The sequence below is a fragment of the Psychrobacillus sp. PGGUH221 genome, from assembly GCF_042055255.1.
Classification (GTDB): domain Bacteria; phylum Bacillota; class Bacilli; order Bacillales_A; family Planococcaceae; genus Psychrobacillus.
This window is the reverse complement of record NZ_JAQMHQ010000014.1, coordinates 49,553-63,986: the sequence shown is the minus strand read 5'-3', so window position 1 is coordinate 63,986 and position 14,434 is coordinate 49,553. Positions and strand designations below refer to the sequence as shown.

The window sequence follows — 14,434 nt, the reverse complement described above, 5'->3', positions numbered from 1 at the left end:
TCCCCTCCTTTAAACACTTTAACTACTATGAATAATACCTTTATATATTAAATAGTCAAAGCACTGAAATTAAAAAAACCTAAACTTAGAGTACTTAGAGTACTCTAGTTTAGGTTACTATGTTTAAACAATTAAACGATGGATGATTATGTGAAATTATGATACTTGCGGCATTGTTGAAAATTGCTGATTTAAAGACTTCCCTTGGATGTACGATTCTTGAGTTTAGTGAACCTACATGACAACGATGGATGGCTACAACATCATTTTTGGTGTTTAAACATAATACAAGTAATACCTCTCTATCTTCGCTACCTATTAAATCTACTGCTAGCATTCCACAATCTTGAGGGCTACGGACTTTATACACTTCTGTAGCCTCATGATTTTCACGAACCTCTTGTTTGATAAAAACGATTTCAAAGATTGGATTGAATTTTGCCATTTATACTTCCTCCTATGTTTTTTGATTTTGTGAGCCGCAATCGAAGGCGGAAGGCGGAATTTTTTCCGATTTCTTGGCATGCCATGTAAACATGTGCAGCAATAAAAATGACAAGGAATTGCACAGCAATAGCTTAAGTTTATTTTGTAGGAGTAACCGTTAAGCAAAAAAATTTAACGGTCCTTGCGTTTTTAGGTGAAACTTAGATAGCAGTGTGGTAGGCAAAATCTGCCGCACTCATTGTTTTAGTTGCAAACGCACAATGTTGAATGAATCGCCCTCGGCATTTTCGTATGGGGGAGAAATCGAAAAAATGCACTAATAAAAAGAATGCTGTTTTTAGCGTTCTTTCTTTTTCGAAACTTACTGATCTATGTACTGATATTGACGCATTTTTGGGTCCTGATTTTTATTCTTAATTTGCTGATTTAGAAAGAATTAACTGCTCTATATAACCATATATACATATATGAGTATATTCGTATATGCATATACTTCAATCTATAATTTTACATAATAAAGTGATCTATATAAAAATATGAGGAAAAATGTTTTAGTTAATGATATACTCATATACGATAGATAAAAACATTATATACCATATTTCAATATTCGAAATTTAGGAGGATTATACGTGCCAAAACAAGAAAGAGCTGTCGTTGTAACATTTGGAAACTTTAAAGGCGGTACAGGAAAAACTACTAATAGTACGATGATCGCATATGCACTCTCTGATATGGGATATCGGGTTCTTTTAAGTGACCAAGATCCCCAAGCTAATGCTACAAGTTTGTTTTTGAAAACCAAATCAGAGATAACAGATGAAATTGTTAGTTTTAATAAAACATTAATGACCGCTATTCAAGAGGAAAATCTTGAAGAAATTATTACTGAGATAAAAGATAACTTATTTTTACTTCCTAGTTTCAGTGATTTCGCACTTTATCCTAGGTTTCTTGAAAAGAAATTCCCTAACGAGGTAGATCGGGTTCGATATTTTTCAACTCTCATCGAGCCAATAAAAAAGGATTTTGATTTTATTTTCATAGATGTTCCACCTACAATTTCTATTACTACGGATTCCGCTTTATATGCTTCTGATTTTGTAGTAGTTGTACTTCAGACCCAGGAACGAAGTTTACAAGGTGCTGAGGTCTTCACAAGATATCTTCAATCATTAATCGATGATTATGGTGCAAATTTAGATATTATAGGAATTTTACCGGTTCTATTAAAAAATGGTGCAGCTGTAGACATAGCAACACTAGAAAATGCTAAAGAAATATTTGGTGAAGATAATCTTTTCAAAAATGTAGTTAAAAATATGGAAAGATTAAAACGTTTTGATATAACTGGAATTACAAATGATGATATGCATGATAATAAAGTACATAAAAGCTATCAGACGATTGCTAACGAATTTTTAACACGGCTGAATAAAGAACTTGAAAGTGTAGGTGTTGATAGATGAGTAACCTATTAAATAATAATTCAAAGAAAAAATTATTAAACCGTGGACCTCAAATTACACCAACAACAGAATTTAAGTTAGATGAAGTTACACCAACTTCAACTATAACTAAGGTAAATGAAAATACTAATAAGATAATTAAAAGCGATAAAAAAATTACAAGTGTACGTGTGAGGAAATCAACGCAAAAACAATTGAATGCTCTTGTTAATCTAAACAAAGCTGATAGTGTGGATCAACTTATTGAAATAATGCTAGATGAATATAAATCTAATAACTTGCTAAAGGAAGAAAAAAAGCAATTTGATCTAATTATGGATTTGTTGAATTCAAAAGATATGTAAGTTACCTATTGAAATATGTATTCCTGATATTCTACTAAGTTTTAGAGAATATCAGGTTTTTTATTAATTTTATTTTCGCTAAAATATTGCATATGCACATATGCGTATATGAATATGCGCATATATCTACATACACATATATACGCATACGCATATATGTGTATGTAGATATACATATATACGAGTATATTCATATATACATATACTCGTATACGTATATATGAATATATGGAATATTTTCTTTTCAAATAATCCTTTATTTTTAACGTTTCTAATACACATATACACATACGCATATATACATATGTGTATATATGCGTATGTGTATATACGTGTATTTATGTATTTTCATATATGTGCATATTCGTATGCTCATATATGCATATATACATATATTCATATGCGAGTATATGTATATATGAGTATACGTGTTTTTAAAAGTGTTAAAAATGTTATTGTATCAATGTTTTTCTATGCTTATACTTATGATAATAGTTTATAAAACTGTTCTTTTATATGAATTATTAATAAGAAAAAGCAAAGAAAAAAAGCCACTCCCTAAAGTCTTTGGCCGGACACCGGGAAATAGCTTTTCGCATTTATATAACAAAATTCAAAGAATTGAACTTTGTATTTCTAGTTAATTATATCACGACACTCAATTAGTGTCACTCTAAACATACGTTATAATTGCAGCTAATACATACTTTGAATAGTTAATATATGAATTTCGTAAAAGCAACTAAAGCTGTTTTTAAGCAGCCTCCTGGAGTGGCAACTTCAATCAAGGAGGAAGTAATATGATAGCATTGGAAAATTTAAACTTACCACATACATATTCTATATCTACAGCTAAACTGAGCAAAGTTAAACTTGCTCAGTTTGGTCGCGGAGATTTACCAGTGAATGCTTCTACTTTAGATCTTCTAGTATATATAACTCCATTTGTAGATCTTGATGGAATGGTTAGACTTCCTATTGAAGACCTAAGATATGGTTTACAGATGAGGGAAGATACATTTCGCTTTGCAATAAGTGAAGCCGTTCGATTTGGATACCTTAAATGGTCGGGAACTACACTTTATTCTCATTTTCACCTATTTACAAATGGATTTTCCTCGAAAGGTACCTATGAGTACGTTCCTAATCTACCTATCCTTACAGATGCGCTTGTTCGTAACCTATCATTAAAAGCAAAAAGATTATTTTACTATTTTTTAACTGCAAAGATGCCCGGTACTCCTCATAGCGTAATAATGGAAAACTTATATCGAAATAAACTACATACATCTAATACTGGCGTAAACTATTTTGGTACGTTTCGTGAAGCTGCCGATGCAGTTATAAAGTTGATCGATTCTGGTCTCATCAATGCAGAAATTACTGGTTCTAATGAACAAAGTATACTTTTAACGAAAGAAACAATCTCTGTTAGAGAAGATTTCTATCGTTTTTTCAACGTGCCTTTAGATAATACTAACCAAGAAACCTTTACTCGTAAGTTACGCACTAGTAAAGAAAGAATGAAACGCCGCGTGTTAAAAGTAACTATACCTAAATCATTAGTTCAAAAATCACATCCAGTAAAAGCATCAGAAACAGAACTAAACCTTCTACTTAATAAACATCACATTCCTGCAGATGAAGTAAAAGGATTAACTAAAAATATTTTTATTTCCTATAAAAACAACCTTTATTCAAGATTAGGTACCCTTGGTCTGACGATTTATCGAAAGGCTCTTTCAGCATACCTAGAATCACAACAAGAAGTATTCTTATTCAATGATGAAAAAGAGAAGGCAGCAAATTATTTCATGGATTTTTATGTGTTGCCTGAAATTCAAAAAATTATTGTTGGTCTTGCAGATGTACGAAACCGACTAACAAGAGATTCCTCATACAAAGAATTGATGAGTAGCAAAATAGAACTCCTATGTAATGGTTATAAAGTGCAAATGCAAAAGGAACCGATGCTAATTGATTATTTTGTTTCCTATTCTTCTAAACAGCAACAATTACTATTGGATGATCATTTAAATAAAATGGGAATTGATTATATGCTTTGGACGCAATATTCTTCTGGCTGGAGAACCCTTATGGAGAATAATCAAACATTTATTAAGGAATCTTATATACAGGCAGATCTTGACGTTAATGAACTATCAATCAAAGAATTCCATAAAAAACTAGTCGAATTTGCGGAACAAGGTATTTTAATTCAAAAAGAAAAATATAACCTACAATTAAACTTACTCTGGGAACAGTATGGGATTAAGGTTCCAATCCATACGGTGATAACGAATGTATCAAAAACAAACCCCGTCCCTTTTTATAATTGGTTAGAGATCAAAGATTAATATTTTCGTAAAATAATAGTACACACCAAATTAACCGTCATTCTCAAAACAGCAATGAAGGACGGTTTTTTGTCATGTCTAAATTTCTTTCTTGGCTTTTAGAATTTTTAATTATTATGTATATTAAGAAGTTTAGTGAATTATCGTCAATTTTAATTTCCATAAAATTACACAATATAAAAGTTATCTAAACAATAAACTAGCTAAATTAACTTGTTAGCATTTATTAAGACATTAGAAAAGAATAAGAAAATAACAGCGACTATAAATCCACTGGTACTACTGGAATTAGGAGTGATTATATTTATACCCCTTATTCCTAATGTTATTTGTTATTTAGTATTAAATCTTATTTGATATGTAAAATACATATTAATATATCAGTATATGTAATCGAGTTAACATTTATTAATTTCTTTTCACACAAAACTGCGAATTTTTTGCATAAAAAAAGGTATCCATCGATGAACTGATGGATACCTTTTCTTTTGCTGTTTGTGATGATTTATATGTTTCAAATTTATCAAATAGTAAATCTAGTTGCTATGATTTAAAGTCAAGAACAATATAAGGAACTTTTCAAATTAATCAATAATGCAGAAATAGGTGGATGGACACTTTATCCTATCAAAGATCATAGAAATCCAAAAAAGACTTGTGATGTTTTTTTAGGCAAAATACTGAAGTCATAGAAGAAGATATCTCGAAAGACCTTATTGCAATCGGTGATGATGGTTCAGGAGATAAATTATGTTTTAAAGTAAATAACGGAATAATGGAAAATGAGATTTGTATTTGGTATCACGAAGATGTAGAACTTGAAGAATATGCCCCTAATTTGAAAGAGTTTATTATGTTAATTTCAGAAGAAGAGACCGAGGATGACTTTGAGGACGAATAAACCTTATTCAACTACGGGTGCTTTAGTTAAACAAGTAAAGTCAACATTTTGTTGGCATATTTGTTTCACTTTCAGAACCTATTGCGTCGTAAAACTCCACATAAGCTAACGTTATTTTTATCTCTTTTCCGTGGGTCTGCAACCGTGTCTTGACAAATTATTTGCTAAGACACGGCTGCAACTTTATGTGTTACTCTTTAAATAATCAAAATATTTTGGAGGGGATGAATAAATGAAGATTACCATGGAAATGAGTAAAGGTGCTTATGAAATAGCAAAAAAAGTATATTCAGGACAAGTGAGTAGAAGTGAAGGGAAAATTAAAATTCATAGGGCTACGGGTATGACGGAAGGTTCTGCACAAGCTTTTATTACCATATTTCTGGCTATGATGAATGGAGAAGAATATAAAAGAGCGTTCAACAATGATACAAATAAATACTTAATTGAAAGTATTAGACAAGAATTTGGTGAAGATTTCTTTATAAATGCTTTAGATGCCGTACAGAAGCACATAGATTATTACTCTACCTTAGGAAAAGGTAATTTATCAGGGCTTCAAAAAATTGTGAATCATATGAGATCTGCGTAGTAGAAACCAACTGTTCAATGGTTGTGAAGAAGAGAGCAAGGAGAATGAAATGGTCATGAAAGGCATTGTGGCGTATCTTTACCATAAGGTGGGACTGCTTTTACTCGGTCAAAAACGGTCGGAGGTCACAAAGAATAGAAAAAATGAGTAATAAGATAATGGAAATTTGAAAATGGGCTTTACTCTTGGTATAATGAGCCTAAGAAGTCATATATTAAAAAAGACTGTACGGTGTGCAACCACCGAACAGCCTTGTAATAAAATAGCATCGCTTCAAAGGCGATAGCGCATTAGGTGAGTAAACCGTCCCATGCTTGAGGCTCAGGGGCGGTTTACTTTTTTTGTGAAAAAGTATATGACAAAGCAAGAATTGTAACGATTAGTGTACTAAAACTAATCATCATAGTAATTGCTTGAAAAACTGTCATTAGCATCATCTCCTTTCCCTTCTAAAGCAGTAAGAACCACTTTAGGAAGTAATGGAAAAAAAGATGCACCAACCACCCTTGAAATCCTATTTTATTACTCTTTAATTATACCATACAGACGTTCTAAACAAGAGCCAACTAAGTGTTTAATTTCTCCATTCATATCTAGCTAGTATGCAGTTGTTTAATCTCACCAAAGTTTTTATCCTCATCATCTCTTTCAAAAAAATGGAGTATTTGCTCTTGAATTTCTTTTCTTCGTTTGTTCCTATTCTTTTCTTTTTCCTCATAGTGTAGCTCGTTAATCTTCTCTAAAAAATTTGAAATACTCACAATTACTGTTAAATAGTGAAGGAGGGATTAGTTCACTTATGAGTGGAATGGCATGTATGAAGCTCTCTTCCTATATGAGTGGACACATACATCATAAATTATTTAGAAAAAAACTAGAGTTATTGGTATGAGTGGGGACATAGGTGTATTCACTAGAAGAACAACGGGATCGTATAGATTTACAGGTATAAGTAATATGTTCATTTCCTAATTATTTTTTGAGTATTTTCATATAAAACAATATAAGATTTATAGAAACATAACTCAAAAAATGATATACTCAAATTAATTAAATTTAAGCAAACAGGAATACCCTGCTAAAAAACGAGATACTAATGCTCGTTCTTTTTAGCGGGGTTTTTTTAATGCAAAAGGAGAGGGAAATTATAAAAAAAACAGAAACTCTTTATCAGGTGGGAAAGGAGAATAGTATTGTACTAAAAGACTCTGAAATATCATTATTAGAGCAATTAATGATCCATCGAATAATGCATTCAAAATCAATACATTTATTTCTGAGCCAACTAGCTGGAAAAAAATTAAATAGTAACGCAATAAGTAATCGTCTTAGACGCTTAGTAGAAGCAAAAATATTAGAACGTGTGACATTAAATATTAGTGTAACGAGAGCTCATGTTCCTAGGTACTACTACAAATTAGGTTTAAGAGCATATCGTTGTCTTGTATCGTTAAAGCGCATAGAGAACACAAAGGAGAATTTTAATATCTTTAAAGTCTCAAGAAAAAGTGAAGTCCCTAGATTACATACAGATGCCATGTCAATTTTAGCAAATCAAATTTATCTGCATAGTATCTCAAAATCGTATGTTAATTTCACTCATATGAGAGGGGTGGAAGGAGTAATTGTTACATCAGAGGGTCAAGAATTAGGAATAAGAGGTTTGAATTATGCTATTCCAGACTGGATTTTTTTACAAGAAAAGCATTTTATTTTTGTTGAGCTCGACACAGGTAGTCAAGAACAGAAAATGATTAGAGAAAAAATTGATAACTATGAAAGTCTTAATAAAATTTTCTTAGAAAAGAATGGTTACACCATGTCTCTTGTATTTGCAGTTTTAGATAACAGTATCGATGTAGTACAAAAAAATAAAAAACAGAACCGTTCCAAGCGTGTCGCCTCTTTAAAACAAAACCTTAGTTCAATCTGCTTTTCAATTTTTGCTGTATCTGCAAAACGTGCTTCTTATCTAATTCTAAAGATATTAACTAATTTGAAAATAGATAAATACGAACTTACATGTCATTGGCTAAACATGGCAGAAACAGTCATAAGTTCAAAGAAAAATTTACTGGTAGAACAAATTCATGACCCAGAAGAGTTGCCACAAGAACTTCTAGAAGTACAAAATGATGTTCTAGACCTTCCATTGTTAAAATTAACTCTTAATCAAAGGTCACAATACCTTCTTCCGATTTTTGTTTTAGAAGGAAATGTAGAAAGTTATAAATCAATTAAATTTGTATATCAAGCAATTTCTGATATTAATACAAAGGTAAAAACATCAGAAATAATTCTGGTGCTAGTGTATGTAAATTCCATGGAGTCAATAGAGGACATTCTTGGAATTGATATATCCTTCAAAGTATATAAGACCGATTTAATTACATGGCAACAAACCAATAACTTACCCAGGATGTTAAAAGTGACAGGTCCTTTTACACAAGAATGATTAACGGAGGTACGACATGAAATATTCTAAAAACGTAGATAAATACCGCATTCAAATATCCGCCAGAAAATATATAGAAGTTAAGCATGAAGAATTGCTACTTTTACGCCAAATACTTTTACATGAGACAATCAATAGTTTTATTTTACATGATTTATTTAAAAGTCTTGTTAACTCGTCTTTCAGCAGTACGACAATTAGTAATCGAATAAGAAAATTTGTGGAATACGATATTTTGGTCCGTATAGAAGAATCTTTTACAATGAATCATTTTATACAAACAAAGTACTACTATAAGCTTGGAGAGAATGGATATCAATTATTAACGGAGTTCTTCTTTCTAGACCCCTATTCTCTACATTCACTTGAAGAAGATGGTCAAACACAGTATGTACCTACTAATAAGGAAATTGCCTTATCTACACTGGCAAATGATATTTATTTAAATAGCATCCGAAGTGATTATAATTTTCAATATGCTAAATTCAAGGATCATTGGTTATCTATTTCGTCTAATACAATAGGTAATAAAATATTCTCAAATGCATGGGTATTTGAAAGTGAAACCCAACTTATTGTGCTAATTCTAAACGCCACTATTCATGGTCCTTCTCACATGATTGGTATATTTAATAATATCCTTAATTCATTTGCGCGTGAATTAGCTCAAGAAGAAAAACACTGTATAGTTATCTTTTCAGTTACTGATCAATTTAGAAACATATATACAAATATAAAAACAACGAATACTCGAGATATAATTTATACACTTAAAGCATGGATGCCATATTTTACACAGTGGCATCCAAATTTAGAAGTCTATGTATTAGCATTTGACCGCGTTAAAGAGAGAATCGAATCTTTACTAAGATTTGTTGAAGAAGAAGCCGGATACAAGTATTTAATGCCTCGAAATTTTCAATATTACCTAGAGCAAAAAAAAGAGGAAGATTTTCTACAACGTTTTTTGCCGATTAACACATTTTCAGAAAAAAATAAGATCAGATTTCAAACTTTTCATTTTATAAAAAACCAAGAAGATACTCGCCATATTATCTCAATGGCAGCTCTTGAGGGTTCTGTTAAAACATATCAAACAATAGCTTCTCACGAAAGGCAACTTTTTAACAAAGGATACTCGTATGACCAGATGCCAACTCATTTAATCGTAATATACCCGGACCAGGGAAACCAAGACAACGATATTATTAATTCCCGTTATGGTCGAAATATATGGATTACTAATTTTCAATACATGAATATGCTTGCTAATGAACCTCTTAGAAATCTCAAGTTTAATCATTTGGTTGGACTGCAAAAGAGGAAGAACCTACTTTTTTATTTTTAATAATGAAAAGATGGGTTTAATAAAAAATATGGTGTAAAATAACCCCCGTTCATTAATAAACGGGGGTTTAATATAAAGAATTACTCCCAATTTTGGGGGAATTCTTTCTTTCGGATCTAGTTTATTCCACTCTACTCTTGCTTCTTCTAATTTATAGCGTGAAGGGGGTGTAGAGGAAGTACTTCACAGAAGAAGTAGTGGCGTATAATGTAGATTAATACAAAAAACGTCAGTAATTAAAGAGTTCTTCTCTTTTTTTTTCTAACATTATAAAATCGTCTTTATCTATATAGTAACCATTATTAAATACATTCCCTGTGTGTGACCTTCTCTTAGATTCATACTCTTGTGAAATTAATGTATATGCATGATTTAAACTGTCAGCATCTTTATTTATACATGGTATGTAACTTTTACAAGGATCAAATTTCGCTTTCTTTTGATAACGTGCTGTTAGATATAGATCTTCTTTAAGAATTACATTCACAAAGTGCTTTTTTTTAATATTAATTAGATGAGCATCGTTGTTTTTATTATTTGAAAAGTAATTAGGATTCATTTCAAAAAAAAGTTCTTTTTCCTTCGTAAAAACCTTCTTTTTTTCCTTTTCCCTAAATTTTATTTTGTCCTCTACATCCTTAAGAAAAATTGAAGGTATTACTAAATCACCGTATGTAGGAACAGATAGTTTTGGAAGAGGTTGTCCATTATCCCTCATAATTTTTTCACCTTCTATTCTTACAGAAATAGTAATAGTACTTTCAAAACGATCCATTTTTACACTCCGATTCTATAATGTACTTGTTGGAATTATATTATTTGTATTTAAAGAATATTATACGAGTCAAGAAAATATGAAATGTAATAATTTTATTTCACACTAGGCTGTTATATTAAGCTGTTTTACATAGACAAAATTCTTTAATCTATTTCTCCAATAACATTAAAATACTTTATTTTGGTAAGAATGAGTATGGAAATTGATGAAAAGGAGAGGGAATATGAATCAAAGTAATTCTTTAGCTTTTGTTTACCCGAATGTAGCGAAGTATTGGGACTCCGGTAGAAATATTGTATCTCCATCCGAAGTTTCAAAAAGGAGTGCAAAATTCTATTGGTGGAAATGTCCAAAAGGATTTTTGGAACATAGTTTTGAAATGGCTGTAAATAATAGGATCAAAAAAGAAAAAATTTGTCCTTTTTGTTCAGGAAAACGTGTATGCAGTACAAATAGTTTAGCAGCAATAGCACCTGAGATTGCCGCACTTTGGCATCCAATAAAGAATGGTGAAACAACCCCAGCCATGGTTATGCGTACTTCTACGAAAAAGTATTGGTTTATTTTTAATAAACAACACGCATTTCATTCAAAACCAGCTGATTTAACAAAAGGGAAGTGCCCAGTTTGTAGTGGGATGCAGTTTTCAGAGGAAGTTAGTTTGGCGACGATGAAGCCTGAAATTGCTGCTCAGTGGCATCCTACAAAGAATAATGATCTTACAGATAATATTAACTACAATAATTCGAAAAAGGCTTGGTGGATTTACGTATCAATCCTTTTGCGGGATGTAAAAAATGTAAATCTGAAGTCCATACTTCATTAATAGAGCAAACATTATTTTATTACATTCGAATAGCATTTACAGATGCACAAAATCGCTATATTTACTCTTTTGAAGAGAAGAAAAAAATTGAGTTTGATATTTATATTCCTTCCATTAAGACAGCTATTGAGTATGATGGTTTTTTTCATAATCCCGAATCATCTATAAAGAATGATCAATTAAAAAATTCAATTTGCCAAGAACAATCGATACAGTTAATACGTATTCGTGAAACGAGACTTCCCGCTTTATCACCTGAAGCTAAGCATACAATTCCCTTCAAATACTCACCCAAATCGAAAGTTATCAATTCACTAGTTGAACAAGTTATAAGGGTTTTACAAACAATTCAACCAGTTTCGTTTGATTCTAGTATGATTCAGTTTGAGTCTGATCAAGTGAAAATCATGAATGCTTTTGTATATCGTCAAAAAGAAAATTCCCTCCTCAAGCTTTATCCAGAGTTGGCAAAGGAGTGGCATCAGACAAAAAATCAAAATTTACAACCAGATATGTTTATGCCTACATCACAGGTCTGGTGGCAATGCAAAGACAATCCGGCGCATGAATGGCCAGCGATCATTAGTAATCGGTCCCATCTAAAACATGGTTGCCCATATTGTGCAAATCAAATGGTTACGAAGGAAACGTCTTTTGCGTACCGGTATCCTGACTTAGTGAAGCTGTGGCATCCATTCAAAAATTTATCCCTTAGACCCGAAGAAGTTTTCCCAGGAACAAGTCAAAAAGTTTGGTGGGTTTGTTCAAATAAACATGAGCATGAAATGAGCGTTTCGAAAAAGGTAGCTAGACCTACAAGCTGTTCAGATTGCAATGGCAAGAAAGTAAATGAAGAAAATGCCTTCTCCATACTTCATCCAAATCTTTTAAAAGAATGGCATCCAACTCTAAATGATAAGGTATTACCGAATGAAGTAACGGCGGGATCCACGAAAATTGTCTGGTGGCAATGTAGTAAAAATCCAAAACATGAGTGGAAAGCAAGTGTCAATAAGAGAGTAAATGGTAGAAACTGTCCTTATTGTGCTAATAAGAAAGTGTTACCGGAAGAGAGTCTTGCGTCAAAACGTCCAGACTTAATGCGACAGTGGCATCTAACAAATTCAATTTCACCTGAGAAGTTAAGGGAAAAATCTAATAGGAAGGTTTGGTGGATTTGTATCGAGAATCCTGAGCATGAGTGGCAAGCAGTGATTAGCTCAAGGAGAAAAGCTACCTGTCCAGAATGTCAAAATAAGAAGGTAACAGCAAGGAATTGTTTGGCTACAACACACCCTTATCTTATAACAGCTTGGGATGTTAATAAAAATACGCTCTCACCTTATGAGGTGGTTGCGGGAAGTGGTAAGAAAATTTGGTTTCTCTGTGAGCAACAACATCCTACTTATGAAACTGTCTGGCAGTTTGTCAAGAGGGGTGGCTGTTCAATATGTCACAAAAGTAAAAAGAAACAAACATAAAAGAAAACTTTTAAGTTTGCTTCTGATTGTGAGTCCAGTACATTTTAGAATTAAGATTAGGTTCACATTACCCAAGAGGTACTTATTCGGATTAGTTTATCTATTATTTATTTTGAATAATGGCTGCTGCCGCTAATACACGAATATGAGCATCATTACTTTCTAAGGCATCCTTTAAGACGTTCCAAGCCTTTTCTATTACTAGAGCTTTCTCTGACGATTGAATCGTTGAATCGTGTTCACCAGCTAAAATTGTTTCGATTTCTGCCAGTTGGAAAGGATACTTAAACTTAGTTATCGTAGCACGATTTCTTAAATGTTCTTGTACTTTATCGTTTAGTGAGTTTTTTTCCACCATTGCTAACCACTTTACGTTGCGTTGGTGACACATACCATCATCATCATTGTCAAATTGTGCAATATATTTATAAGGTCCGACTTGTCCAAAATGAGTGTAATATCCTTGACCAATCATGACAAGGTCACCTTCTTCCATGGTATTCACAAAGGCATTTACCATGCCTTTATGATAGGCCATAGTTTGCCCATGATAATCTGGATAAGCCTTCTCTAAACGCTTTTCGATTTCCTCTGCTGATACATTTGTTAAATCGTCGATTCCTGGCCAACCAATTGCAATAAAGTTATCCTCTAAAAATAGAGGAAGCCTTTCAATGCCGTGAGGCTTACTTTTTAGTTGGAATAAGTTCATTTATATCGTCTCCTTAATTAGGCTATTTAATTTCAGATCATCAATATTATAACTTGAACCAGTCACAATACCGGGGGTTCGAACTGTTGCCCGAACAGCATCATTATACTGTGAAAGTAGTTCATCCGTTTCTAACCACTTTACACTTCGTTGATGACAGAAACCGTCATGTTGATTATCTAGTGCTGGAACATATTTATAGTCACTCACAATACCAATACTAACCTTTTTACCGTTTCGCACAAAAATGAGGTCCCCTTTTTTCATAGTATGGACAAAGCACCAAATCGCACCTAAAGCATTTCCTAATCGAGCACCGTCTAATTGGTAAATATCTTGAAGGCTCTGTTTGATTTCATTTTTTTGTTGTGTCCCTAGGTCACCAATATCAGGCCAGCCAATCCCGAGTACATCATCCTTAATAAATTCTTTATAACGATTAATCCCATGTGGTCTATACTTCATTTGATATACTTTAATCCTAAACACTCCTTAAGGTTCTTTATGAATATAAATATAAAACACAATTCAAATATTGTCAACCGTAAAATACCCTATGGAATCCATAGGGTGTAATATTATTATTGACATATATTTTATCTATGAAAACGATGATACTAGCTAGCACAGGAATTACCCAAGGTTTTGCAATAGGGGAAAAACAAGCAATAGGATTAGTGATTTATGTATTCCAAGAAGCATTTAAAATGGAAGCATAATTAAA

The 14,434-nt window shown here is 32.2% G+C and carries 13 protein-coding genes and 2 pseudogenes; 10 read left to right on the top strand and 5 right to left on the bottom strand.

What is annotated here, in order from left to right:
• Positions 1–136: 136 nt before the first annotated feature.
• A pseudogene (locus PGC35_RS20475) lies at positions 137–445 on the bottom strand (JAB domain-containing protein); the annotation flags it as partial.
• 634 nt (positions 446–1,079) lie between these two features.
• On the opposite strand from PGC35_RS20475, the gene PGC35_RS20470 reads away from it, so the two are divergent.
• The 5 genes and pseudogenes from PGC35_RS20470 (at position 1,080) to PGC35_RS20450 (ending at position 6,110) form a co-directional block, all read left to right on the top strand.
• Entirely contained in the window at positions 1,080–1,916 is an 837-nt protein-coding gene (locus PGC35_RS20470; RefSeq protein WP_375220497.1) for a ParA family protein, read from the top strand.
• Positions 1,913–2,260 (top strand): hypothetical protein, encoded by a 348-nt coding sequence (locus PGC35_RS20465; RefSeq protein WP_375220496.1) that lies wholly within the window; start codon positions 1,913–1,915, stop codon positions 2,258–2,260. Before PGC35_RS20470 ends, PGC35_RS20465 begins: the two co-directional genes overlap by 4 nt.
• A gap of 800 nt (positions 2,261–3,060) precedes the next feature.
• Positions 3,061–4,617, top strand: coding sequence for a hypothetical protein (locus PGC35_RS20460; protein WP_375220495.1), 1,557 nt, complete (start codon positions 3,061–3,063; stop codon positions 4,615–4,617).
• A gap of 563 nt (positions 4,618–5,180) precedes the next feature.
• Positions 5,181–5,518, top strand: a pseudogene (locus PGC35_RS20455) (SMI1/KNR4 family protein); the annotation flags it as partial.
• A 232-nt stretch (positions 5,519–5,750) separates the two neighbouring features.
• Complete coding sequence (locus PGC35_RS20450) at positions 5,751–6,110, top strand: hypothetical protein (protein WP_375220494.1); 360 nt, start codon at positions 5,751–5,753, stop codon at positions 6,108–6,110.
• A 332-nt stretch (positions 6,111–6,442) separates the two neighbouring features.
• Here the strand turns inward: PGC35_RS20450 and PGC35_RS20445 are convergent, their stop codons facing one another.
• The gene (locus tag PGC35_RS20445; RefSeq protein ID WP_375220493.1) at positions 6,443–6,538 is read right to left on the bottom strand and encodes a putative holin-like toxin; all 96 of its coding nucleotides are present in this window, start codon (positions 6,536–6,538) and stop codon (positions 6,443–6,445) included.
• 698 nt (positions 6,539–7,236) lie between these two features.
• On the opposite strand from PGC35_RS20445, the gene PGC35_RS20440 reads away from it, so the two are divergent.
• Together PGC35_RS20440 and PGC35_RS20435 are read left to right on the top strand one after the other, a co-directional pair.
• Complete coding sequence (locus PGC35_RS20440; protein WP_375220492.1) at positions 7,237–8,565, top strand: replication-relaxation family protein; 1,329 nt, start codon at positions 7,237–7,239, stop codon at positions 8,563–8,565.
• A gap of 16 nt (positions 8,566–8,581) precedes the next feature.
• Positions 8,582–9,913, top strand: a complete 1,332-nt coding sequence (locus tag PGC35_RS20435) for a hypothetical protein (RefSeq protein ID WP_375220491.1) — start codon at positions 8,582–8,584, stop codon at positions 9,911–9,913.
• 229 nt (positions 9,914–10,142) lie between these two features.
• Here PGC35_RS20435 and PGC35_RS20430 read toward each other — a convergent pair whose 3' ends face one another.
• Complete coding sequence (locus tag PGC35_RS20430) at positions 10,143–10,688, bottom strand: hypothetical protein (protein ID WP_375220490.1); 546 nt, start codon at positions 10,686–10,688, stop codon at positions 10,143–10,145.
• A 226-nt stretch (positions 10,689–10,914) separates the two neighbouring features.
• Between PGC35_RS20430 and PGC35_RS20425 the strand changes: the two genes are divergently transcribed.
• Both PGC35_RS20425 and PGC35_RS20420 read left to right on the top strand, forming a co-directional pair.
• Complete coding sequence (locus PGC35_RS20425; protein ID WP_375220489.1) at positions 10,915–11,517, top strand: zinc-ribbon domain-containing protein; 603 nt, start codon at positions 10,915–10,917, stop codon at positions 11,515–11,517.
• On the top strand, positions 11,451–12,998 hold the full coding sequence (locus PGC35_RS20420; RefSeq protein WP_375220488.1) for a zinc-ribbon domain-containing protein: 1,548 nt from the start codon (positions 11,451–11,453) through the stop codon (positions 12,996–12,998). Before PGC35_RS20425 ends, PGC35_RS20420 begins: the two co-directional genes overlap by 67 nt.
• 103 nt (positions 12,999–13,101) lie before the next feature.
• Here PGC35_RS20420 and PGC35_RS20415 read toward each other — a convergent pair whose 3' ends face one another.
• Together PGC35_RS20415 and PGC35_RS20410 are read right to left on the bottom strand one after the other, a co-directional pair.
• Positions 13,102–13,710 carry a hypothetical protein gene (locus tag PGC35_RS20415; protein ID WP_375220487.1) on the bottom strand — a complete coding sequence of 203 codons (609 nt, stop codon included), beginning with the start codon at positions 13,708–13,710 and terminating at the stop codon, positions 13,102–13,104.
• The gene (locus tag PGC35_RS20410; protein WP_375220486.1) at positions 13,711–14,175 is read right to left on the bottom strand and encodes a hypothetical protein; all 465 of its coding nucleotides are present in this window, start codon (positions 14,173–14,175) and stop codon (positions 13,711–13,713) included.
• A gap of 119 nt (positions 14,176–14,294) precedes the next feature.
• Between PGC35_RS20410 and PGC35_RS20405 the strand changes: the two genes are divergently transcribed.
• Entirely contained in the window at positions 14,295–14,429 is a 135-nt protein-coding gene (locus PGC35_RS20405; RefSeq protein ID WP_375220485.1) for a hypothetical protein, read from the top strand.
• The last annotated feature ends 5 nt before the right edge of the window (positions 14,430–14,434 follow it).

Coding starts and splice junctions, on each gene's coding strand:
- PGC35_RS20465 (WP_375220496.1), top strand. CDS start 1,913: ATGAGTAACCTATTAAATAATAATTCAAAGAAAAAATTATTAAACCGT.
- PGC35_RS20460 (WP_375220495.1), top strand. CDS start 3,061: ATGATAGCATTGGAAAATTTAAACTTACCACATACATATTCTATATCT.
- PGC35_RS20450 (WP_375220494.1), top strand. CDS start 5,751: ATGAAGATTACCATGGAAATGAGTAAAGGTGCTTATGAAATAGCAAAA.
- PGC35_RS20445 (WP_375220493.1), bottom strand. CDS start 6,538: ATGACAGTTTTTCAAGCAATTACTATGATGATTAGTTTTAGTACACTA.
- PGC35_RS20440 (WP_375220492.1), top strand. CDS start 7,237: ATGCAAAAGGAGAGGGAAATTATAAAAAAAACAGAAACTCTTTATCAG.
- PGC35_RS20435 (WP_375220491.1), top strand. CDS start 8,582: ATGAAATATTCTAAAAACGTAGATAAATACCGCATTCAAATATCCGCC.
- PGC35_RS20430 (WP_375220490.1), bottom strand. CDS start 10,688: ATGGATCGTTTTGAAAGTACTATTACTATTTCTGTAAGAATAGAAGGT.
- PGC35_RS20425 (WP_375220489.1), top strand. CDS start 10,915: ATGAATCAAAGTAATTCTTTAGCTTTTGTTTACCCGAATGTAGCGAAG.
- PGC35_RS20415 (WP_375220487.1), bottom strand. CDS start 13,710: ATGAACTTATTCCAACTAAAAAGTAAGCCTCACGGCATTGAAAGGCTT.
- PGC35_RS20410 (WP_375220486.1), bottom strand. CDS start 14,175: ATGAAGTATAGACCACATGGGATTAATCGTTATAAAGAATTTATTAAG.